18 protein-coding genes and 1 pseudogene are annotated in these 20,940 nt (G+C 71.9%); 11 read left to right on the top strand and 8 right to left on the bottom strand.

The features are described from left to right. The first annotated feature begins 178 nt into the window (after nucleotides 1–178). Together CCL05_RS32840 and CCL05_RS32835 are read left to right on the top strand one after the other, a co-directional pair. Nucleotides 179–1,510: a hemolysin family protein gene (locus CCL05_RS32840; protein ID WP_086564316.1), complete on the top strand. Its 1,332-nt coding sequence runs from the start codon at nucleotides 179–181 to the stop codon at nucleotides 1,508–1,510. Beyond that, entirely contained in the window at nucleotides 1,507–2,583 is a 1,077-nt protein-coding gene (locus CCL05_RS32835) for a hemolysin family protein (RefSeq protein WP_086564315.1), read from the top strand. Before CCL05_RS32840 ends, CCL05_RS32835 begins: the two co-directional genes overlap by 4 nt. A 129-nt stretch (nucleotides 2,584–2,712) precedes the next feature. Here the strand turns inward: CCL05_RS32835 and CCL05_RS32830 are convergent, their stop codons facing one another. Then, on the bottom strand, nucleotides 2,713–4,575 hold the full coding sequence (locus CCL05_RS32830; protein ID WP_086564314.1) for an AAA family ATPase: 1,863 nt from the start codon (nucleotides 4,573–4,575) through the stop codon (nucleotides 2,713–2,715). 432 nt (nucleotides 4,576–5,007) lie between these two features. After that, nucleotides 5,008–5,664 (bottom strand): uridine kinase family protein, encoded by a 657-nt coding sequence (locus CCL05_RS32825; protein WP_086564313.1) that lies wholly within the window; start codon nucleotides 5,662–5,664, stop codon nucleotides 5,008–5,010. Nucleotides 5,665–5,890: 226 nt separating this feature from the next. Here CCL05_RS32825 and CCL05_RS32820 point away from each other — a divergent pair, with 226 nt between their 5' ends. The 3 genes from CCL05_RS32820 to CCL05_RS32815 all read left to right on the top strand — a co-directional run bounded on the left by CCL05_RS32820 (nucleotide 5,891) and on the right by CCL05_RS32815 (nucleotide 8,270). Further along, nucleotides 5,891–7,270, top strand: a complete 1,380-nt coding sequence (locus CCL05_RS32820) for a peptidase C39 family protein (RefSeq protein WP_086564312.1) — start codon at nucleotides 5,891–5,893, stop codon at nucleotides 7,268–7,270. 106 nt (nucleotides 7,271–7,376) lie between these two features. Further along, entirely contained in the window at nucleotides 7,377–7,517 is a 141-nt protein-coding gene (locus tag CCL05_RS44220) for an SCO1431 family membrane protein (protein ID WP_107400544.1), read from the top strand. A 96-nt stretch (nucleotides 7,518–7,613) separates the two neighbouring features. Continuing rightward, nucleotides 7,614–8,270 carry a TetR/AcrR family transcriptional regulator gene (locus tag CCL05_RS32815; RefSeq protein WP_086564311.1) on the top strand — a complete coding sequence of 219 codons (657 nt, stop codon included), beginning with the start codon at nucleotides 7,614–7,616 and terminating at the stop codon, nucleotides 8,268–8,270. Between the two features lie 48 nt (nucleotides 8,271–8,318). Here the strand turns inward: CCL05_RS32815 and CCL05_RS32810 are convergent, their stop codons facing one another. Beyond that, nucleotides 8,319–9,584, bottom strand: a complete 1,266-nt coding sequence (locus CCL05_RS32810; protein ID WP_086564310.1) for a glycoside hydrolase family 18 protein — start codon at nucleotides 9,582–9,584, stop codon at nucleotides 8,319–8,321. A gap of 330 nt (nucleotides 9,585–9,914) precedes the next feature. Between CCL05_RS32810 and CCL05_RS32805 the strand changes: the two genes are divergently transcribed. After that, nucleotides 9,915–11,087 (top strand): acyl-CoA dehydrogenase family protein, encoded by a 1,173-nt coding sequence (locus CCL05_RS32805; RefSeq protein ID WP_086564309.1) that lies wholly within the window; start codon nucleotides 9,915–9,917, stop codon nucleotides 11,085–11,087. 379 nt (nucleotides 11,088–11,466) lie between these two features. On the opposite strand, the gene CCL05_RS32795 is transcribed toward CCL05_RS32805, so the two are convergent. Beyond that, nucleotides 11,467–11,901, bottom strand: a complete 435-nt coding sequence (locus CCL05_RS32795) for a hypothetical protein (RefSeq protein ID WP_086564322.1) — start codon at nucleotides 11,899–11,901, stop codon at nucleotides 11,467–11,469. Nucleotides 11,902–12,171: 270 nt separating this feature from the next. Between CCL05_RS32795 and CCL05_RS32790 the strand changes: the two genes are divergently transcribed. The 4 genes from CCL05_RS32790 to fxsA all read left to right on the top strand — a co-directional run bounded on the left by CCL05_RS32790 (nucleotide 12,172) and on the right by fxsA (nucleotide 16,303). After that, the gene (locus CCL05_RS32790) at nucleotides 12,172–12,612 is read left to right on the top strand and encodes an Lrp/AsnC family transcriptional regulator (RefSeq protein ID WP_010046337.1); all 441 of its coding nucleotides are present in this window, start codon (nucleotides 12,172–12,174) and stop codon (nucleotides 12,610–12,612) included. Nucleotides 12,613–12,689: 77 nt separating this feature from the next. Next, on the top strand, nucleotides 12,690–14,291 hold the full coding sequence (locus CCL05_RS32785) for an amidohydrolase (RefSeq protein WP_086564307.1): 1,602 nt from the start codon (nucleotides 12,690–12,692) through the stop codon (nucleotides 14,289–14,291). Between the two features lie 535 nt (nucleotides 14,292–14,826). After that, nucleotides 14,827–15,630, top strand: a complete 804-nt coding sequence (locus CCL05_RS32780) for a polyprenol monophosphomannose synthase (protein ID WP_086564306.1) — start codon at nucleotides 14,827–14,829, stop codon at nucleotides 15,628–15,630. Between the two features lie 94 nt (nucleotides 15,631–15,724). Next, on the top strand, nucleotides 15,725–16,303 hold the full coding sequence (fxsA, locus tag CCL05_RS32775) for an FxsA family membrane protein (protein ID WP_086564305.1): 579 nt from the start codon (nucleotides 15,725–15,727) through the stop codon (nucleotides 16,301–16,303). A 123-nt stretch (nucleotides 16,304–16,426) separates the two neighbouring features. Here the strand turns inward: fxsA and CCL05_RS32770 are convergent, their stop codons facing one another. The 4 genes from CCL05_RS32770 to yczE all read right to left on the bottom strand — a co-directional run bounded on the left by CCL05_RS32770 (nucleotide 16,427) and on the right by yczE (nucleotide 19,881). Then, nucleotides 16,427–16,801: an RNA polymerase-binding protein RbpA gene (locus tag CCL05_RS32770; protein ID WP_003977404.1), complete on the bottom strand. Its 375-nt coding sequence runs from the start codon at nucleotides 16,799–16,801 to the stop codon at nucleotides 16,427–16,429. 266 nt (nucleotides 16,802–17,067) lie between these two features. Next, nucleotides 17,068–18,414: an MFS transporter gene (locus CCL05_RS32765; RefSeq protein WP_107400543.1), complete on the bottom strand. Its 1,347-nt coding sequence runs from the start codon at nucleotides 18,412–18,414 to the stop codon at nucleotides 17,068–17,070. Between the two features lie 49 nt (nucleotides 18,415–18,463). Then, nucleotides 18,464–19,231 (bottom strand): glycerophosphodiester phosphodiesterase family protein, encoded by a 768-nt coding sequence (locus CCL05_RS32760; protein WP_086564304.1) that lies wholly within the window; start codon nucleotides 19,229–19,231, stop codon nucleotides 18,464–18,466. Continuing rightward, nucleotides 19,228–19,881 carry a membrane protein YczE gene (yczE, locus tag CCL05_RS32755; protein ID WP_086564303.1) on the bottom strand — a complete coding sequence of 218 codons (654 nt, stop codon included), beginning with the start codon at nucleotides 19,879–19,881 and terminating at the stop codon, nucleotides 19,228–19,230. The genes CCL05_RS32760 and yczE overlap by 4 nt, the downstream gene beginning before the upstream one ends. A 98-nt stretch (nucleotides 19,882–19,979) precedes the next feature. On the opposite strand from yczE, the pseudogene CCL05_RS32750 reads away from it, so the two are divergent. Continuing rightward, nucleotides 19,980–20,940, top strand: a pseudogene (locus CCL05_RS32750) (SCO1417 family PLP biosynthesis transcription factor); the annotation flags it as partial.

The raw sequence follows: 20,940 nt of genomic DNA, 5'->3' as shown, positions 1-20,940 counted from the left end.
TGGCGGAGGCGCGAACGGATGCGCCTTCGCCCCTGTCGCCCCGCCCGGTGCGCCCGGGGCTCCTGCTAACCGAGGAGTGACCCCCCCCGGCGATGGACGGATCGTCCTGCAGTACCTGCGCCGCCCCCTGCCGACATAGCGCGGACCGTGTCCGTGACCGTGCGGAGGCGGCGGCATCATGACCATCCCCCTGCTGCTTCTGGCAGCCGCGTTCCTGCTGATTCTGGCCAACGGATTCTTCGTCGCGGCCGAGTTCGGACTCGTGACGGTCGAGCGGCCGGAGGCCGAGAAGGCCGCCGCCGAGGGCGACCGGCGCGCCCACCGCGTCGTCGAGTCGCTCAAGGAGCTGTCCTTCCAGCTCTCCGGCACCCAGCTGGGCATCACCATCACCTCCCTCGTCGTCGGCATGCTCGCCGAACCGGCGCTCGCCGAGCTGCTGCACGGCCCGTTCACCTCGATCGGCGTCCCCGAAGGAGCCGTCTCCGGTGTCGCGGTCGTCGTCGGCATGCTGCTGGCCTCCGCCGTGCAGATGGTGATCGGCGAGCTCCTGCCCAAGAACTGGGCGGTCTCCAGGCCGCTCCAGGTCGCGCGCTTCGTCGCCGGCCCGCAGCACGTCTTCGCCACTCTGTTCCGGCCGGTCATCGCCGGCCTCAACGCTGTCGCGAACCGGCTCGTGCGCGCCCTGGGCATCGAGCCCGCCGAGGAGCTGGCCTCCGCCCGCACCCCCGGCGAGCTCGTCTCCCTCGCCCGCCACTCGGCCCGGGCCGGCACCCTGGAACAGGACACGGCCGACCTCTTCGTGAGGACCTTGTCGCTGGGCGAGCTGACCGCGCAGCACGTGATGACGCCGCGCGTGAAGGTCAGCGCCCTGCAGTCCTCGGCCACCGCCGAGGACGTGGTCAACCTGACCCGCGCCACGGGCCTGTCCCGCTTCCCCGTCTACCGGGAGAGGATCGACGAGGTCGTCGGCATGGTCCACCTCAAGGACGCCCTGGCCGTGCCCGTGCGGGACCGGCTGCGCACGTCCGCCGGCCGCATCGCCCGCCCGGCGCTGCTCGTCCCCGAGACCCTGCCCGTGCGGCCGCTGCTCGCCCGCCTGCGCAGCGAGCAGCCCATCGCGGTCGTCGTCGACGAGTACGGCGGCACGGCCGGTGTCGTCACACTGGAGGACATCGTCGAGGAGATCGTCGGCGAGGTCCGCGACGAGCACGACGGACACGACCTGCCCGAGCTGGCCTCCGCGCCGCCGGAGGACGGCAGGCCCGCCTGGGACGTCGACGGCAGCTGCCGGGTCGACATGCTCCAGCGCATAGGCCTCGACGTGCCCGAAGGCCCGTACGAGACCGTCGCGGGTCTGATCGCCGACCTGCTGGGCCGCATCCCGGCCGTCGGCGACAAGGCGGAACTGCCCGGCTGGCGGCTGTCGGTACGCCAGGTCGGGCACTACCGCGCCGAGCGGGTCCGCCTGGTCAGGACGGTCCCTGTCGCCGTGATGGAGGCCGCCCGATGAGCCTGCTCCAACTGACCTTCGCCGCGCTCCTGGTGCTTCTCAACGGCTTCTTCGTCGGCGCCGAGTTCGCGCTCGTCTCCGTACGCCGCAGTCAGATCGAACCCCTCGGCACGGCCCGCTCCCGGCAGGTCCTCTACGGCCTGGAGCGGCTGCCGCAAATGATGGCGGCGGCCCAGTTCGGCATCACGATCTGCTCCCTCACCCTCGGGGCGGTCGCCGAACCGACCGTCGCGCACCTCCTGGAGCCGGTCTTCGAGTGGATCCACCTGCCGCACGGCATGATCCACCCGCTGACCTACGTCATCGCCCTCGCCGCCGTGGTCTTCTTCCACCTCGTCATCGGCGAGATGGTGCCGAAGAACCTGGCGATGGCGGCCCCCGAGAAGGCCGCGCTGTGGCTCAGCCCGGGCCTGGTCTGGTTCGCCCGTTTCTGCAAGCCGATCACCGCCGCGCTCGGCGCCGTCTCCCAGGGCATCCTGCGGCTCTTCCACGTCGAGCCCAAGGACGAGGTCGAGGCCGTCTTCACCAGTGAGCAGCTCAACCGGCTCGTGGAGGACGCAGGCCAGGCGGGCCTGCTCGACCCCGAGGAGGCCGAAAGCCTGGAGGACGCGCTGGAGCTGGGCTCCCGGCCGGTGACGGACGTCCTGCTCAAGCGCGAGTCACTGGTGACGGTCAGCCCGTCGGTCACCCCCGGCCGCATCGTCGAGCTCACCGCCCGCACGGGGTACTCCCGGTTCCCGGTCGTCGCGGAGAACGGTGTGTTCATGGGCTACCTGCACGTCAAGGACGTCCTGGACCTGGAGCACTCGGACCGGGCCGTGCCGCAGCAGTTGTGGCGGTCCATGACGACGCTGCGGTCCGAGCTGCCGTTGGACGACGCGCTGACCGTGATGCGGCGGGCGGCGACGCATCTGGCCCAGGTGGCGGACGGGTCCGGGAAGGTGCTCGGGCTGGTCGCGCTGGAGGATGTGCTGGAGCTGCTGGTGGGGGAGGTGCGGGATCCCGCGCACCGGGAGGTGCGGGAGGTGCGGCTGACCGAGCCGAGGTCGGGCGAGGAGGTACTGGCGACGTAGGCCAGGGCCGGGTGGGGGCGCAGCCCGGCGTGGCGGGGTGCCGCCTGCGCCCACCCGTGCCGTCCTGGGGGCACCTCCCAGGCCCTTAAGGCACTGGGGGAGGCACGACTGCCCGCAGACTCGGCCGGTTCACAGTCCGGGCGGATCCTGCGGCCCCCGCCCGGACAGCACCTCTCCGTACGCCTGCATCAGATCCGGCAACCGCAGCGTCGCCAGGTCCTCCCTGCCCAGCGCCCCCGGACAGACGGACAACCTCAGATCCCGGTACGCGCAGCTCTTCTCGTACAGCGTCCGCAGGAACCGCCCGTTGCCCAGCTCGTCGATCCACCCCTGGTCCACCACATGCCCGGCGATCGACCGCAGCTCGTCGAGGGCCTCCTCGTCCCACAGGTCGCCGTTCTCCGCGGCGAGCACCTTGCCGATCTCGGTAAGTTCCAGGGGCCGGTAGGAGGGGAAGTCGACGCGGGTGGTGAAGCGGGAGGACAGTCCGGGGTTGGCGGCGAGGAGGCGGTCCATGCCCTCGGGGTAGCCGGCCAGGATCACCACGAGATGGTCGCGGTTGTCCTCCGCCCGCTTCAGCAGCACCTGGAGCGCCTCGTCGCCGTACGCGTCCCCCTTGCCGTAGCCCGAGTTGGACAGCGAGTACGCCTCGTCGACGAAGAGCACCCCGCCGAGCGCCGAGTCGATCAGTTCGTTCGCCTTCACGGCGGTCTGCCCGAGGTACTCGCCGACCAGGTCGGCCCGCTGGGCCTCCACGAGATGGTCGCCGCCGAGCAGGCCGAGCGCGTAGAAGACGCGGCCGAGGATGCGGGCGACGGTGGTCTTGCCGGTGCCCGAGGGGCCCGAGAAGACGAAGTGGCGTTTCGGCGGCTGGACCGGCAGGCCCTGCCCGGCCCGCAGCCGGGCCATGTTCAGCTGCGCCGACAACGCCTTGACCTGGCGTTTCACCGGCTCCAGACCCACCATGCGCTCAAGCTCGGCGAGCGCCTCCTCGAGTAACACGGGGTCGGTGGGACCGGCGGGCAGCGACGGGGCCGGGCCGGTCCGCGAGCGCACCGCGGGGTCGGCCACCGGCGGCAGGGGAGTCGAGGCGGGCGTTTCGGGATCGGGCAGTCTCAGGTCACGGCCCTCGGCGCCGAAGAGCGGGTCGAATCCGTCCGGTCCGTCCGCGGCGTCCTGGCCTGCGCCGGTGAGAGTGATCGCCGCGAGGTCCGTGGCCTCGTCGTAGCCGTCGCCCTCGGCGATCGCGGCGAGCCGGGCCGCGGTGTCCATGAAGGCCGGATCGACGCGGTGCACGGCCCGGTACAGGGGGAGCGCGGCGGCGCTGCGGCCGGTGCCCTCGTGCGCCCGGGCCAGCCAGTAGCGCAGTTCCTTGCGCTGGGGCTGCTCGCTGCGGCAGCGCATCAGCGCGGCGGACAGCAGTGGTTCGGCCTGCCCGTACATCTCCAGACGGACCCGGGCCATGCCGCCGAACAGGCCCGCCTCGATGCCGAGCATCGGATCGTCGAGGAGCGGGTCGGTGTGCCGGACCAGCTGCTCCCAGTCCTTGACGAGATAGGCGCGGCAGGCGTGCAGGAAGCGGACCTGGGCGTCGGTGTCCACCGGCGGCAGCCCGGCGAGGGCGCGGTCCAGCTCGGGGACGTGGCGGCCGTCCAGCCAGTGGGAGGCGTGCGCGAGCAGCAGATCGCGGGGGCTCTCCAGCACGGGCTGCACCCACCAGCCCAGCCAGTACCAGGAGTTGAGGGCGCGACGGTAGCGGGTGCGCTGCTCGCCGAAGCGGTCCCGGTGGCGGAACATCCTGAGCAGCGCGGTCGTCGTGTCGACGCGCAGCGCGTGCAGCCCGAGCCAGGCGTCGGACATCCCGGAGTCCATCCGCACGGCGGCGCGGAACTCCTCCTCCGCCTGCGGATAGGCGCCCATGGTGTAGGCGTCCACGCCTCGCAGCCAGGCGAGGTCGGCCGGGGCCTGCGGGCCCTGCGTGCCGAAGTCCATCACGTCCCCCACGAACCGTGCCCCCGTCGGTATGCCAACGAGCCGTCCCCCGGCCGGCTGCCCTGCTCGAACCGCTGTGCCACGGACCGGAGTTGCAAGGTGTGCGAAGCAACCGTCCGTAGGTCGCAACGAGGGCATCGTACCTGCGCAGGCGGCGCCCCCGTAGGGTGCCGTACGGGGCGTTCGGCGAGGTGGGAGCGGATGCGGCACACTCCCGCACGGTGACCGAGGGTGAGCACGTGGCACCGCGCGGCGCCCGGAAAACAGTAAGAAGACAGAACGAAGCCCCCGATCACGGGGGAACAACCGGGGGCTTCGCGTCTGTGGGCGGCGCCGAATGGCCGCACATTGAGAACGTAAGACCTGTACGGGCCCCCGGTCAAGCCGAGTTGAAGCACTCCGGCAAGTTGTCCCGCAAGGCCCTTCACAAGTTCAGCACACTGCGGGCGGTCCGTCACCGTGCGTGAGGGGCTGGTCCGGTCCAACCGCCCCACCAGGTCCCGGAAGCACCTCATACCCCTTCTCTCGCTGGCGTACCAGAAGGTCGGCGAACGGCCGCGAGGGATCGTCGGCGAAATGCCGGCGTTCCGCCGGTACCCATGCGTCCCAGAACTCCCGCTGTTCCTCCCCGTCCCGTGAACGCCCCCGCGCCCATGCCTGCGCAGGGGGCAGCTCCATCCACAGCAGCAGGGCCAGGCGGGGCCGCAGTGCCCGGCGCCCCGCGCCGACGCCCTCCACGAGAACCACGGGAGCGGGCGGCAGGGGGCGCGGCGTACCGAAGCGGCGGGCTCGCCAGTCGTAGGGGGCGTAGTGCGCGGTCCGGCCCTGGGCCAGGGGCTCGATCACCTGCTCCAGCAGGCGTCCGGTCCAGTCGAACAGTTCGTCGTGGGTGGCGATGTCGTCGAGGCGCAGCACCGGCGCGCCGTCCAGCGCCTCGGCCAACCGCCCGGCGAACGTGGTCTTTCCGGAGCCGGCGTGCCCGTCGACGCCGACGAGGCGGACCGGGCCGCAGGAGGGCTGGAGGCGGCGGATCCGGGAGGCCAGGTCGAGGACGGCGGGCCCCGGTACGGGGCGGAAGGGCGGATTCATCTCGCTCAGCACTCTAACGACGGTGTCCGCGGCGCCCGCCAGTGGTCGACGCCAATATTGGTGGGCGTGGCGCGGGCCGAAGTGCTGGCGGGACCCGGCGGGCTGTGCTCCTATGTGGCGCATACATGTGCGCTGCCCCCAGGGGGGGGCGTCCGCACGTGTGCGACCGACCGTGCAACGGACCTGCTCCGCCCCTGTCCGACTCCGACTTCCGGGGGTCCCCGCCATGCGCAGAGCCGAACAGCCGTCCCGCAGAGCCGTCCTGACCGCCGCGGTCGCCGCCGCCGTCACGGCAGGCGCGGGCCCGGCGGCCGCCGACACCGAGGAGCCCATGCCGGCCGACACCGCCGAACCCGCCCGCGCGGCCCTGGCCCGGACCGTGGACAACCGGGCCTGGACCTCGCACGGCGACTGGCGCGGCGGCACCGCCCACGGCACCCGTGCCGTCGCGGGCGCCCGCCCGGGCGTGGCGATCGCGAAGCCCGCCGGAACCACCGGCTACACGGACCCGCACACCGGCACCACCGCCCGCTGGGAGTTCGGCACCTGGACGTCCCCGGCCCACCGGCTCGCCGTCCCCGCGACGGAGGCGATCGTCTCCTGGAACGCGCACACCCCGGCCGGCACGTGGCTCCAGGCGGAGATCAAGGCCACCTACACCGACGGCACCCGCACGCCCTGGTACGTGATGGGCCGCTGGGCGGCCGGCGACCAGGACATCCGGCGCACCTCGGTCGACGACCAGAGCGACGGCAAGAGCACCGTCTGGACCGACACCCTGGCGATCGACGACCCGTCGACGGGCCTGCGCCTGGCCTCGTACCGGCTGCGCCTCACCCTCTACCGCAGGCCCGGCACCGAGGCCACGCCCACCGTGTGGCGGCTCGGCGCGATGGGCTCCGACGTGCCCGACCGGTTCACCGTCCCGGCGTCCGTGCCCGGCTTCGCCGGGGAGCTGGCCGTCCCGCGGTACTCGCAGGAGATCCACAAGGGCCAGTACCCCGAGTACGACAACGGCGGCGAGGCCTGGTGCAGTCCGACCTCCTCCCAGATGATCATCGAGTACTGGGGCGGCCGGCTCACCCCGGAGCAACTGGCCTGGGTGGATCCGTCGTACGCCGATCCCCAGGTGTGCCACGCGGCCCGCTTCGCCTACGACTACCAGTACGCCGGCTGCGGCAACTGGCCTTTCAACGCCGCCTACGCGGCCACGTTCAAGGACCTCCAGGCAGTGGTCACCCGGCTCGGCTCGCTCACCGACCTGGAGACGCTGATCGCGGCGGGCATCCCGGCCATCACCTCCCAGTCCTTTCTGAAGGAGGAGCTGGCGGGCGCCGGGTACGGCACCGCCGGGCACCTGATGACCGTCATCGGTTTCACCGCCGAGGGCGACGTGATCGCGAACGATCCCTTCTCCGAGACCAACGAGGCCGTGCGACGCGTCTACCGGCGGCGGGAGTGGGAGAACATCTGGCTGCGGACCAAGCGGTACAACGCCTCCGGCAAGGTCGTCTCCGGTACCGGCGGCGTCTGCTACCTGTATTTCCCGGCCCGCCCCACCGCGGCCCAGCGCAAGGCGCTGACCGCCGTGGGCGTGCGCGTGTGACCAAGCTCTCGGCCACGCAAGCCGCTCCCGATGGCAAAGTGGACAGGCCTTCAGTGGACTGACCCTCGGGGGGAAGTCCGTCCGCATCACGAATCAGCGAGAACTCATGACCGCGCACTCAGTCACCGCAGCCGGCGTCCGCACCGGCGGTCCTCAGGACGACGGCCCGAAGATCTTCGAGCATGTCATGGGCTGGACCCTCGTCGTGGTCGTCGCGATGCTCGTGACCCAGCTCGGGCTGCTGTGACCCGTCGCGGGGTGCTGTGACCTGACCCACGACCCTGCTCCGCGGCCTGCCATACTGCGGATGTCCCGCCGCCGCCCGTTGGAACCAGGGTCGAAATTGAATATCAGTCCGCAGCCTGCCGCGCGTCCCAGAGCCCGCGGCACCGAGCGCTCGCTGGCGCGCCGTGCCGAACTCATCGCCATCGGGCGGAGGTTGTTCGCCGACACGTCCTACGACGCCCTGTCGATGGACGACATCGCCCGGCAGGCGCACGTCGCCAAGGGGCTGATCTACTACTACTTCCAGTCCAAGCGCGGCTATTACCTGGCCATCATCCAGGACTCGGTCACCGACCTGGTCACCCTGGCGGCGAGCGGACACGAACTGCCCCCGGTCGACCGCGTCCAGCGCACCATCGACCGCTATCTGCGCTACGCCGAGCACAATCAGGCCGCGTACCGCACCATCGTCAGCGGCGGTGTCGGTTTCGACACCGAGGTGCACGCCATCCGTGACGGCGTGCGCGAGGCCATCGTCGCCACCATCGCCGAGGGGGCGTACGGCCGCGCCGACATCACCCCGCTGGCGCGCATGGGCCTGCTGGCCTGGGTGTGCGGTGTCGAGGGCACCACCCTCGAATGGATCGACCGCCCCGAACTGCCCCGCGAGACCATGTGCGAGCTGCTGGTGAAGGGGCTCGGCGGCGCCCTGCGCGCGATCGAGGACCTCGACCCCGCCTACCCGGTCCCGCAGGCCGTCCGCCAGGACGCATGAGAGAGGGCGGAGGGATCCGTCACGGTCCCTCCGCCCCTGTCGCCAGGCCTACTTGATGGCCTTGATCAGCTCGCCGTTCGCCGTGTCGCCGCTCAGCTCCCAGAAGAACGTGCCGCCCAGGCCCTGCTGGTCCTTGTAGGTCATCTTGGTCGCGATGGTGGCCGGAGTGTCGTAGCTCCACCAGTCGTTCCCGCACTTGGCGTACGCCGTGCCGGCCACCGTCCCCGTCGCCGGGCACTTGGTCCTGAGCACCTTGTAGTCGTCGATGCCCTGCTCGTACGTGCCCGCCGCCGGGCCGGTCGCGGTGCCGCCGGGCGCCGACCGGGTGACGCCGGTCCAGCCGCGGCCGTAGAAGCCGATGCCGAGCAGCAGCTTCGAGGCGGGGATGCCGAGGCCCTTGAGCTTCGCGATGGTCGCCGAGCTGTGGAAGTCCGCCTTGGGGATGCCGGCGTACGAGGTCAGCGGGGAGTGCGGGGCCGTCGGGCCGGCGGTGTCCCAGGCGCCGAAGTAGTCGTACGTCATCGGGTTGTACCAGTCGACGTACGGGGCGGCGCCCGCGTAGTCCGCCGCGTCGATCTTGCCGCCCGGGGTGGCGTCGGCGGTGATCGCCGCGGTGACGAGGTTCTTCGAGCCGAACGTGGCGCGCAGTGCCTGCATCAGGTTCCTGAAGGCCGCCTTGCCGCTGGTGTCGCAGGTGGCGCCGCAGGCGTTCGGGTACTCCCAGTCGATGTCGATGCCGTCGAAGACGTCCGCCCACTTGGAGTTCTCGACCAGGTCGTAGCAGGAGCGCGCGAAGGCGGCCGGGTTCTTCGCGGCCTCGCCGAAGCCGCCCGACCAGGTCCAGCCGCCGAAGGACCACAGGACCTTGAGGCCGGGGTGCTTCCGCTTCAGCTCGCGCAACTGGTTGAAGGTGCCGCGCAGGGGCTGGTCCCAGGTGTCGGCCTTGCCGTCGACGGATTCGGCGGCGGTGTAGGCCCGGTCGGTGGCGGCGTACGCGTCGCCCATCGCGCACCTGCCGCCGGTGACGTTGCCGAAGGCGTAGTTGATGTGCGTGAGCCGGGCCGCCGAGCCCGACGTCTCGATGTTCCTGACGTAGTACTTGCGGTCGTAGGTGCCCCATTCGGTGAAGTACCCGACGACCTTGGAGCCGGCGGCCCTGGAGCCGGGAGCGGCCTTCGTGCCGGCGGCGGCCTCCTGAGCCGAGGTCGCCGCGGTGGCGGTGGCCCCCGCGCCGGCCAGCAGACCGGCGCCGAGGACGGCGCAGCAGGCCGCGGACACGATGGCCCGGAAACGGGAGCGGTGGGGGGTGTGCATCCGATGACTCCTCGTGGGGGAGGGGACGCGTGCCGATTGGCATGAACGCGGTAAATCGGTGGAGCGAAACAGTAGGAGGACTAGACCAGTCCGGTCAATGGTGCGGACCAATTTCGCTTCCCCCGGGGCACTCGGGTATTTCTTGAAGTAAGCGGTCGTTAACTGGTGACGGGATGCCTCCGATCGGGCATACTCACAGCGCAGAGCCGCTGGTCAGCAGCTTCCGAGACCCGGGACTGCAAGCATCGGCCAGGCACCAGAACGACCCGGCGGCGCCGCCCCCACCCACGGGCCCGTCCGCCAGTGCCCGACAGGGAGGAGAGCGTCGCCATGCCCGACCGCGCCCCGCAGCCGGTGGACCGGCAACTGCCCACGGAGGAGGCCCGGGACCTGATCTCGCTCGTCCGCGACATCGCGCAGCAGGAGATCGTCCCGAAGGCGGCCGAAGAGGAGGACGCCGGCCGCTTCCCGCGCGAGCTGTTCACCCTGCTCTCGCGCTCCGGCCTGCTCGGCCTGCCGTACGACTCCGAGTACGGCGGCGGCGACCAGCCCTACGAGGTCTACCTCCAGGTCCTGGAAGAGCTCGCCGCGGCCCGCCTCACGGTCGGTCTCGGCGTCAGCGTGCACTCCCTGGCCACCTACGCGCTCGCCGCCTACGGCACCAAGGAGCAGCAGGTCGAGCACCTGCCCGCGATGCTCGGCGGTGGCATGCTCGGCGCCTACTGCCTCTCCGAGCCGCACTCCGGCTCGGACGCGGCCGCCCTGCGCACCAGGGCGGTGCGTGACGGCGACGCCTGGGTCATCACCGGCACCAAGGCCTGGATCACGCACGGCGGGATCGCCGACTTCTACACGGTCATGGCGCGCACCGGCGAGGAGGGCCCGCGCGGGATCACCGCGTTCCTCGTGCCCGGCGACGCGCCGGGGCTGAGCGCCGCACCGCCCGAGAAGAAGATGGGCCTGAAGGGCTCGCCCACCGCCCAGGTCCACTTCGACGGCGTACGGGTCACCGATGACCGGCGTATCGGCGAGGAGGGGCAGGGCCTTGCGATCGCCCTGTCCGCGCTCGACTCGGGGCGGCTCGGCATCGCGGCGTGCGCGATCGGCGTGGCGCAGGCGGCGCTCGACGAGGCGCTGGCGTACGCGACCGAGAGGCGCCAGTTCGGCAAGCCGATCGCAGACTTCCAGGGGCTGCGCTTCATGCTCGCCGACATGGCGACGCAGATCGAGGCGGGCCGGGCGCTCTACCTGGCGGCGGCGCGACTGCGGGACGCGGGCCGGCCGTTCGCCGCGCAGGCGGCCATGGCCAAGCTGCACTGCACCGACACGGCGATGCGGGTCACCGTCGACGCCGTGCAGATCCTCGGCGGCTACGGCTACACCGCGGACTTCCCGGCGGAGCGCTACATGCGCGAGGCGAAGGTGCTCCAGATCGTCGAGGGCACCAATCAGATCCAGCGGATGGTCATCGCCCGCCATCTCGTGGGTCCAGGGGGACGCTGAACTGGTCCAGGCCCCGCCAGGGCGCCGCGAGCCGCATCCACTCCGGGTCGTGCCGGCCCGGAAGAGTGCGGCCGCGCTCGGACCAGGCCCGCATCAGGTCACGGTAGATCGGCGGGTCCTGATAGCGCGGCGCGGTAGGCCGAACCGATTCTGCGGGCGGCGGGACGAACAGGAGGCGTTGACGCCCGGTCGCTGAGGAGATGGGGGTCATACCAGGGCAACGCGGAAGGGGCCGGACAGGTCACTCCGGGGCGCAATCGCGCGTGCGTTCAGGGGAGTTCAACGCATCTGAACGCACTGATCCCGCACCACGGCAGACTGCGAGCCGTGGTGCGGGGCAGTCACTGGAATGGAGCGAGCGGGCGAAGAGGGCCCGCGCTCAGGCCGCTTGGCGGCGCATGACGGGGACCCTGATGGGGCGTGAGCCCGGCCCGCCGACGTGCGAGAAGGGCTGGGTCCGCCAGTCGAGTCCCTGAGGGAGCGTCAACAGCAGGGCGGTGTCCTGCTCCTGAGGGTCGACGGACTCGTCCGCGGGGCGGGCGTCCGTGGCCCTGCGGCCGGTTCCGGCACAGACCGTGAGTCCGAACGGGTTCCACGGCGAGGCGCACAGTGCGTGCTCCGGCAGGACCTCCTCGTCCGCCAGGAGGGCGATTGGCTGCGCGCAGTCCGGGCATACGACCCGGTACATCTCGAACGTGTCGTAGGCGTCGAGTTCGTCGTCGAAGGTGTCGGGTTCGACGCCCTCCGGCTCGGGCTCGACGACGAGCTGCTGCCGCTTGGGTGCGGTGCGACCTGGGCGCTTAAGACTCTGCATTGGGTTCTCCCCCTCGGGCTGGGCCGTATCAGGCACTGCGGCCTCGACCACAGCAAGCACTTCCCGTCCGCCCTCGGCGGTAATCACGAGAACATTACGGAGACTGTTCGAGCTCTGTGGCGTTCGTCACATGCCGCACGCAGGTGCCCGCTGCGGCCGGTTTGTCCCCCCGGACGGCTGACCGTCGCCCGCCGGCGGGCTCACGAACCGGGCATGCCCCGGGCCGCTCAGGTATCGGAGGAGATCAACCGCACTGTAGGTTCTTGCGCCATGGAGGAGCTGGACCGACAGATCGTGCAGCTGCTCGTCAAGGACGGGCGGATGAGCTACACCGACCTGGGCAAGGCCACGGGCCTGTCCACGTCGGCCGTGCACCAGCGGGTGCGCCGGCTGGAACAGCGTGGCGTCATCCGCGGCTACGCCGCGGTCGTCGACCCGGAGGCCGTCGGTCTGCCCATGACCGCGTTCATCTCGGTCAAGCCCTTCGACCCCAGCGCGCCCGACGACATCGCCGACCGCCTCGCGGACGTGCCCGAGATCGAGGCGTGCCACAGCGTCGCGGGCGACGAGAACTACATCCTCAAGGTGCGGGTCGCCACGCCGCACGAACTGGAGGAACTGCTCGCACGGGTGCGGTCGTTGGCCGGCGTGTCCACACGGACGACGGTGGTGCTGTCCACGCCGTACGAGGCACGTCCGCCGCGGATCTGACCGCCGGGCCTCCCTGTTCGGCTGTTGCGGGTCACCCCGGTTCGTAGCGGTCGGAGTGAGGCGCGAGACTGGTCCTCATGAGTGAGTCCAGTGCCCCGCCGAAGACCGTCCTGCTCCGTCGCGGAGAGGTTCACAGCCCCGCCGATCCGTTCGCGACCGCGATGGTCGTGGAGCGGGGACAGGTCGCCTGGGTCGGTTCGGAGGGAGCCGCCGACGCCTTCGCGGACGGGGTCGACGAAGTGATCGACCTGGACGGGGCGCTGGTCACCCCGGCGTTCACGGACGCCCATGTGCACACCACCGCCACCGGCCTCGCGCTCACGGGCCTCGACCTGTCGGCCGCCCCCTCCCTGGAGGCCGCACTGGCCCTCGTACGGGACTTCGCCGCCGCCCGGCCGCACGACCGCGTGCTGCTCGGACACGGCTGGGACACCGCCCGCTGGCCCGACGGACGTCCCCCGACGCGTGCCGAACTCGACGAGGCCACCGGACACCGGCCGCTCTACCTCAGCAGGATCGACGTCCACTCGGCGGTCGTCACCACGGCCCTGCTCGACCTGGTCCCGGACGTCCCGCGCGCGGACGGACCGCTCACCGCCGATGCCCACCACGCCGTCCGCGCCGCCGCGTTCGCGGCCGTGACGCCTCGGCAGCGCGCCGACGCCCAGCGCGCCGCCCTCGCGCACGCCGTCTCGCTCGGCATCGGCACGATCCACGAGTGCGGCGGCCCGGAGATCTCCTCCGAGGACGACTTCACCGGTCTGCTGCGGCTCGCCGCCGAGGAGCCCGGCCCGCGCGTCGTCGGCTACTGGGCCGAGGAGGACGTCCCCAAGGCGCGGGAACTGGGCGCGGCCGGCGCCGCGGGCGACCTGTTCGCCGACGGCTCCATCGGCTCGCACACGGCCTGCGTGCACGAGCCGTACGCCGACGCCGACCACACCGGCCGGGCCTACCTGGACACCGCCGCCGTCGCCGCCCACGTCGTGGCCTGTACCGAGGCGGGCCTCCAGGCCGGCTTCCACGCCATCGGCGACGCCGCGGTGGACTGCGTGGTCGAGGGCGTGCGGGCCGCTGCCGAGAAGCTCGGTCTCGCCCGCGTCCGGGCCGCCCGCCACCGGATCGAGCACGCCGAGATGCTCACGCCCGAGACCGTCGCGGCCTTCGCCGAGCTCGGTCTCACCGCCTCCGTCCAGCCCGCCTTCGACGCCCTGTGGGGCGGCGCGGACGGCATGTACGCGCGGCGGCTGGGGGCCGAGCGGGCCCGTACGCTGAACCCGTTCGCGGCGCTGCTGCGCGCCGGTGTGCCGCTCGCCTTCGGCTCCGACAGCCCGGTCACGCCCCTCGACCCCTGGGGCACGGTGCGCGCCGCCGCCTTCCACCGCACGCCGGAGCACCGCGTCTCCGTGCGCGCCGCGTTCACGGCGCACACGCGCGGCGGCTGGCGGGCCGTCGGACGGGACGACGCGGGCGTCCTGGCGCCGGGCGCGCCCGCCGACTACGCGGTGTGGCGCACCGGCGAACTCGTGGTCCAGGCCCCGGACGACCGGGTCGCCCGCTGGTCGACCGATCCCCGCTCGGGCACCCCGGGACTGCCCGACCTGACCCCGGGCGGCGACCTGCCCGTCTGCCTGCGCACCGTGGTGGGCGGGCACACGGTGTTCGTACGGCCGGGCGAGTGATCTACGGGGGTGGCGCGCACGCGATCGTGCGCCGCGCCCCTGGCGCGCGACCTGCGCATCCTCTGCGCTGACCAGGGCTTTACCGAACGATGCGCAGGTCAAATGGCTGTTGACAGGCGGCCGCAGGGGGCCGGTAGGTTCGGCCGAGTCCACCACCGGACGCCCGACCAAGGCACGTCCGCCCACTCGCCGCAGCGCCGCCGGGTCAGGGACGGTGTGCCGCACCGGGGCACCGCCACTGGGAGCCAGGCTCAGGCCGGCGCGGCGCCGAGGGAACGTTCCGGCCGGTCGGGGAGGTGTGACCCCGGGTGGGGCCCGGGCGCTCAGTAGACAACGGCTTTCGGTCGATCCGCAGCCGGCGGATCCCAGGTCGGCCCGAAGGGCGCCGGGCCCCCATCCGCCGTACGCTCGCACCCGGAGGCGCGCTCTTACCCGCGTCTTGCGGATTCGAGACCACGATTCGAACGTCCTGTCACGTCATCGCAGGCCGGGCGCACTATGGTGGACCCCTGCGTACGGACATGAAGGGGCATCAGTGAACGACGGCGACGGAACCCTCGCGGCAGGAGCCCAGGGGAGGAAGTTCGGCCCGCTCGGCACGGCCTTGGTGATCATCCCGACCTACAACGAGGCGGAGAACATCAAGAGCATCGTCGGCCGGGTGCGCGAGGCCGTCCCCGAGGCGCATGTACTCGTGGCCGACGACAACAGCCCGGACGGCACGGGCAAGCTGGCCGACGAGCTGACCGTCGACGACGACCACGTCCACGTGCTGCACCGCAAGGGCAAGGAGGGCCTGGGCGCCGCCTACCTCGCGGGCTTCCGCTGGGGTCTGGAGCACGACTACGGCGTGCTGGTCGAGATGGACGCCGACGGCTCCCACCAGCCGGAGGAACTGCCCCGTCTGCTCACCGCCCTGAAGAGCGCCGACCTGGTGCTCGGCTCACGCTGGGTGCCCGGCGGCCGGGTGGTGAACTGGCCGAAGTCCCGCGAGGTGATCTCCCGGGGCGGCAGCCTCTACTCCCGGCTGGCGCTCGACCTGCCGCTGCGCGACATCACCGGCGGCTACCGCGCCTTCCGCCGGGAGACCCTGGAGGGCCTCGGCCTCGACGAGGTCGCCTCCCAGGGCTACTGCTTCCAGGTCGACCTCGCCCGCCGCGCGGTCAAGGCCGGCTACCACGTCGTGGAGGTGCCCATCACCTTCGTCGAGCGGGAACACGGCGACTCCAAGATGAGCCGCGACATCCTCGTCGAGGCGCTGTGGCGGGTCACGGCGTGGGGTGTGGGGGAGCGGGTCGGCAAGGTCACGGGGCGCGGCGGCAAGCCGTCGAGGCCGTAGCGGGTACGCCTCGCTCTCCTCTCGCCCGGCACTCACAGAAATCCCTGATCGGGGCCTTATCCCGCGCTGAGCCGGGCCCAGGCACACTGGAGACATGACGACTGGCGCTCAGACCCCCGGTAATCCCGCCCGGCCCCGGCGCTCCCGGCTGCGTACGTTCCTGCCGCTGGGGCTCGCCGCGTGGCTCGTCCTGGAGATCTGGCTGCTCATCGTGGTCGCGGGGGCGTCGAGCGGACTGGTGGTGTTCCTCGTCCTGGTGGCGGGCTTCGTCCTCGGCTCGGTCGTCATCAAGCGGGCGGGCCGGCGGGCCTTCCGCAACCTCTCCGAGACGCTGCAACAGCAGCAGAGCGGCGTGATGCCCGCCGAGGCCCGGCCGAACAGCGAGGGCAACGGCCTGATGATGCTGGGCGGACTGCTGCTGATGATCCCCGGCCTCGTGTCGGACGCGGTGGGTCTGCTCCTGTTGCTGCCCCCGGTCCAGAAGGCCGTGAGCCGCACGGCGGAGCGCACCTTCGAGCGCAAGCTCCGCGAGGCCGACCCGGGCACCCTGGGCGGCGCCTTCCAGCAGGCCCGTATGCACCGCCCCGACGGCAAGGTCGTCCAGGGCGAGGTCATCAGGGACGACGACCGGGGCGACGCAGCGCAGGAACCGCGGCCGCCGCTGACGCACTGATCCGCGGGAAACGCACGACGCACCATCTGTGAGAACGCATGACAAAAACCGCGGGCGCCGTACTTCACGTACGGCGCCCGCGGTCCTTGACGCGCTGTAACTTCGGCCAGACCCCGGAGGGACTTACGCCGACTTGCGGCTGTCTCGGGGATGAACCGCGATGTTCATCGCCCCGGAGCGCAGAACCGCCAGGCGCTCCTCGAGGACCTCTTCGAGTTCCTCACGGGTGCGCCGCTCCATCAGCATGTCCCAATGCGTACGCGCGGGCTTGGCCTTCTTCTCTTCAGGGCCATCGCCGTCCACGAGGAGTGCCTGGGCCCCGCAGACCTTGCACTCCCACTCCGGCGGGATCTCCGCCTCGACCGAGAAGGGCATCTCAAACCGGTGCCCCTTCTCGCATGCGTACTCCACGGCCTGGCGCGGGGCCAGGTCGATGCCGCGGTCCGTCTCGTAGCTGGTCACCACGAGGCGCGTGCCGCGAAGAGCTCGCTCACTCATGAATCGTGCCTCCCGGGCTTGTCGCCCACAGGACAGGTGTCGCTGTCGTCGTCATCCGGTCAACGTCCGGTCGGCGGTAAAGATTCCCGTTCCGAGTCCCGTTCCGGGTCATGCGTCGCCGTCGTAGCCGCCCTTGTTGTACCCACCAGCGCCCGGTTTGTCACATCTGCTAGCAGATGTAACCCAGCGTTTCGGCATCTTTGACGCGCAGTAACGGTACGCCTGGCAGGCCAAACGCGTACACTACAGCCCTTTCGCGCCGAGCGCTAAATCCTGTCAGGAACCGGGTTCCCCGCTTCCTCGATCGCACGCCCCACCGGAACCCGCGCGAGCAGGGCGAACCCGATGACGAAGAAGCCCACCAGCGAGATGATCGCGTCCCGGTAACTCCCGGTCAGCTGGTAGGTGAGTCCGAACAGCAGCGGCCCGAGCCAGCTCATTCCGCGGTCGCTCATCTCGTACGCGGAGAAGTATTCGGCCTCCTTGCCGGGCGGGACGAGATGGGAGAACAGGGACCGGGACAGGGCCTGACTGCCGCCGAGGACCAGGCCGATGCCGGCGGCCAGGGCGAAGAACCACGCCGGTGCCCCGGCCGGCAGGAAGAACCCGGCCGCGAGCGTCACCGTCCACGCCACCAGGGAGCCGAGGATCGTGCGCTTGGCGCCGTAGGTCCGGGCCAGCCGGCCCATCGTCAGCGCTCCCACCACCGCCAGCACCTGCACCAGCAGCACGGCGCCGATCAGGGTGGACTGACCGAGGCCGAGTTCCTCGGAGCCGTAGACCGAGGCCTGGGAGATCACCGTCTGGATGCCGTCGTTGTAGACGAGGTAGGCGAGCAGGAAGGCGAGGGTCAGCGGGTGGCGGCGCATGTCGCGGACGGTCGCCGCGAGCTGCCGGAACCCGGGAAGGGCCGCCTCCCGGGCGGCGGACCTGCGATCGCGGAGCCGGGTCAGCGGGATGAGGGTGAACGCGCCCCACCACAGGCCGGCCGACGCCAGGCAGATCCGGACCGCCGTGCTCTCGGAGACACCGAAGCTGTCGTGCCCGGTGTAGAGGGCCAGGTTGACGACGAGGACCAGCGAGCCCGCCGCGTAGCCGAAGGCCCAGCCCCGGGAGGAGACCGCGTCCCGCTGCTCGGGCGGGGCGATCTGCGGCAGGTAGGAGTTGTAGAGCATCATCGCCACGGACTGCGCGGCGTTCGCGACGATCAGCAGCGCCCCGCCGAGCAGATAGCGGTCGCCGTCCAGGAAGAACATCGCCGTCGTGGCCGTGGCCCCCAGGTAGGCGGCGGTGGCGAGGAGGGGCTTCTTGCGGCCGGTGCGGTCGGCGGCGGCGCCCACCAGGGGCATCACCAGCACGGCCACGATCACCGACAGGGACACCGAGTACGCGAAGAAGGACCCGGCCCGCACCGGGATCCCGAGGGGGTGCACGTACCCGTCGGCATCGGCCGCGGACTCGGCGACCGACGTCAGGTAGGGGCCCAGGAACACGGTGAGCACGCTCGTCGAGTAGACGGAGCAGGCCCAGTCGTAGAAGTACCAGCCGCGCTGCTCGCGCCGCAGTCCGGCAGCCCCGTCGGCCGCCTCCGGACGCGCGGTGTCGGTGCCCACCCGTGCCCTCGCCTCCCCGTGAACGCGCAGGGGCGACCGGCCGGGGGTCTCAGACCCAGACGCCGCGGTCCTCCATGACCTTGCGCAACGTGTCGATGTGATCGGTCATGATGCCATCCACGCCGAGGTCCAGAAGTCGGTGCATGCTCTCCGGGTCGTTGACGGTCCACACGTGCACCTGGAGCCCGCGCGCGTGGGCGGCGCGGAGGAAGCGGTGGTCCACGACCTGGATGCCGGACTGGATCTCGGGCACCTGGGCGGCGACCGCCGAGCGGCGCACCGCGGCCGGCAGCCCCCAGGAGCGCAGCCGCAGGTTGAGCACCCCCCGGGTGCCGTACGAGGTGGCCAGGCGCGGGCCGGCCAGCCGCTGGGCGCGCACCACGCGGGCCTCGGAGAAGGAGCCGAGGCAGACCCGGTCCCAGGATTTCGTCCGGCCGACCAGGTCGAGGAAGGGCAGCAGGGCGGCCTCCGCCTTGACGTCGACGTTCCAGCGGACGTCGGGGAAGGTCTCCAGGAGCTCCTCGAAGAGCGGCACCGGCTCCTCGCCCGCCACGCGCGCGTGGCGCACCTCCTGCCAGGCCAGGTCGGCGATCCGGCCCGCGCCGTCCGTCACCCGGTCCAGGGTCGCGTCGTGGAAGGCGACGACTGCGTCGTCCCGGGTGGCGTGGACATCGGTCTCGATGTACCGGTATCCCGCCTCGACGGCGCACCGGAACTGCCGCACGGTGTTCTCCAGGCCGTCCGCGGCCCCGCCCCGGTGGGCGAAGGCGATCGGGCCGGGATGGTCGAGGTAGGGATGGCGTATCCGCGGGGTCACGGACGCAGTATCGCTCCTCGGGGTCGACCGGTGGCAACGACCGTGCTGCCGCCGGATGCCGCGGGGACGGCGAACACGCGCAGGAACAGCTGGGCGAGCGGGCCGATCGCCACCGCGTACAGGAGGGTGCCGACCCCGACGGTGCCGCCCAGCGCGAAGCCGGTGGCCACGACCGTGAGCTCGATGCCCGTGCGTACCAGGCGGATCGAGACGCCCGTGAGCTGGTGGAGCCCCGTCATCAGACCGTCGCGCGGGCCCGGGCCGAAGCGGGCCGCGATGTACAGGCCGGTCGCCGCGCCGTTCAGGACGATCCCCGCCGCCAGCAGGCTCACGCGGGGCACCCAGCCGTGCGCGTCGGGCACCAGGGCCAGCGTCGCGTCCATCGCCATGCCGATGACCAGCACGTTGGAGATCGTGCCCAGGCCCGGCCGCTGGCGCAGCGGGATCCACGCGAGCAGCACCGCGGCGCCCACGAGGGTCAGCACGACGCCGATGGACAGACCGGTCCGCTCGGCGAGGCCCTGGTGCAGGACGTTCCACGGCTCCAGTCCGAGGCCCGACCTGACGAGCAGCGCCGAACTCGCGCCGTACAGAGCGAGACCGACGTAGAGCTGCGTCAGACGCCGGGCGAGCCGCCGCTGCGTGGACATGAAGTGCCCCCCTGGTGGTAGTGGACTGATGCATGACACCCTGTGGCTTGGATGGAGAGGTCATCCATGGCCAATCCGGGGAAGGTGGACTGATTCTCATGGCGCAGTGGACCTCGGCCGTGGGTGCGGCTCAGCTCGCGCGGCTGCTCAACTCCCAGCAGGACCGCCCGGCCGGGCCCGGCACGCGCCGGCCGCCCGCCTATCGCGCGCTCGCCGACGGCATCCGGCTGCTGGTGCTCGAAGGGCGGGTCCCGGTGGCCGCCCGGCTGCCCGCCGAGCGGGAACTCGCCCTCTCCCTGTCCGTCAGCCGTACGACGGTCGCCGCCGCCTACGAGGCGCTGCGCAGCGAGGGGTTCCTGGAGTCCCGGCGCGGGGCGGGCAGCTGGACCGCCGTACCGGCCGGGAACCCGCTGCCCGCGCGCGGGCTGGAACCCCTGCCGCCGGAGGCCCTCGGCTCGATGATCGACCTGGGCTGTGCGGCGCTTCCGGCCCCGGAGCCGTGGCTCACCCGGGCCGTGCAGGGCGCGCTGGAGGAACTGCCGCCGTACGCGCACACGCACGGCGACTATCCCGCCGGGCTGCCCGCGCTGCGGTCGATGATCGCCGAGCGCTACACCGCGCGCGGGATCCCGACGATGCCCGAGCAGATCATGGTGACGACCGGGGCGATGGGCGCGATCGACGCGATCTGCCATCTGTTCGCCGGGCGGGGCGAGCGCGTGGCCGTCGAGTCGCCCTCGTACGCCAACATTCTTCAGCTGATGCGGGAGGCCGGGGCCCGGCTCGTGCCGGTCGCGATGGCCGAGGGGCTCACGGGCTGGGACATGGACCGCTGGCGCCAGGTCCTGCGGGACGCCGCGCCCCGGATCGCCTACGTCGTCGCCGACTTCCACAACCCGACGGGTGCGCTCGCCGACGAGGACCAGCGCAGGCGGCTGGTCGACGCGGCCCGGTCCGCGGGGACCGTGCTGATCGCCGACGAGACGATGAGCGAGCTGTGGCTCGACCCGGACGTGCGGATGCCGCGGGCGGTGTGCGCCTTCGACCCGGCCGGGTCGA

The sequence above is a fragment of the Streptomyces africanus genome (genome assembly GCF_002150735.1).
Taxonomy (GTDB): domain Bacteria; phylum Actinomycetota; class Actinomycetes; order Streptomycetales; family Streptomycetaceae; genus Streptomyces; species Streptomyces africanus.
Note: the sequence above shows the minus strand (reverse complement) of the source record. Positions and strands in the feature narration are given on the sequence as shown.

What these genes read in the sequence shown, in the direction of transcription:
- CCL05_RS32810 (WP_086564310.1), bottom strand. Translation starts at nt 9,584, where the DNA reads ATGCACACCCCCCACCGCTCCCGTTTCCGGGCCATCGTGTCCGCGGCC.
- CCL05_RS32835 (WP_086564315.1), top strand. Translation starts at nt 1,507, where the DNA reads ATGAGCCTGCTCCAACTGACCTTCGCCGCGCTCCTGGTGCTTCTCAAC.
- CCL05_RS44220 (WP_107400544.1), top strand. Translation starts at nt 7,377, where the DNA reads ATGACCGCGCACTCAGTCACCGCAGCCGGCGTCCGCACCGGCGGTCCT.
- CCL05_RS32770 (WP_003977404.1), bottom strand. Translation starts at nt 16,801, where the DNA reads ATGAGTGAGCGAGCTCTTCGCGGCACGCGCCTCGTGGTGACCAGCTAC.
- CCL05_RS32825 (WP_086564313.1), bottom strand. Translation starts at nt 5,664, where the DNA reads ATGAATCCGCCCTTCCGCCCCGTACCGGGGCCCGCCGTCCTCGACCTG.
- CCL05_RS32840 (WP_086564316.1), top strand. Translation starts at nt 179, where the DNA reads ATGACCATCCCCCTGCTGCTTCTGGCAGCCGCGTTCCTGCTGATTCTG.
- fxsA (WP_086564305.1), top strand. Translation starts at nt 15,725, where the DNA reads ATGACGACTGGCGCTCAGACCCCCGGTAATCCCGCCCGGCCCCGGCGC.
- CCL05_RS32785 (WP_086564307.1), top strand. Translation starts at nt 12,690, where the DNA reads ATGAGTGAGTCCAGTGCCCCGCCGAAGACCGTCCTGCTCCGTCGCGGA.
- CCL05_RS32805 (WP_086564309.1), top strand. Translation starts at nt 9,915, where the DNA reads ATGCCCGACCGCGCCCCGCAGCCGGTGGACCGGCAACTGCCCACGGAG.
- CCL05_RS32795 (WP_086564322.1), bottom strand. Translation starts at nt 11,901, where the DNA reads ATGCAGAGTCTTAAGCGCCCAGGTCGCACCGCACCCAAGCGGCAGCAG.
- CCL05_RS32790 (WP_010046337.1), top strand. Translation starts at nt 12,172, where the DNA reads ATGGAGGAGCTGGACCGACAGATCGTGCAGCTGCTCGTCAAGGACGGG.
- yczE (WP_086564303.1), bottom strand. Translation starts at nt 19,881, where the DNA reads ATGTCCACGCAGCGGCGGCTCGCCCGGCGTCTGACGCAGCTCTACGTC.
- CCL05_RS32830 (WP_086564314.1), bottom strand. Translation starts at nt 4,575, where the DNA reads ATGGACTTCGGCACGCAGGGCCCGCAGGCCCCGGCCGACCTCGCCTGG.
- CCL05_RS32820 (WP_086564312.1), top strand. Translation starts at nt 5,891, where the DNA reads ATGCGCAGAGCCGAACAGCCGTCCCGCAGAGCCGTCCTGACCGCCGCG.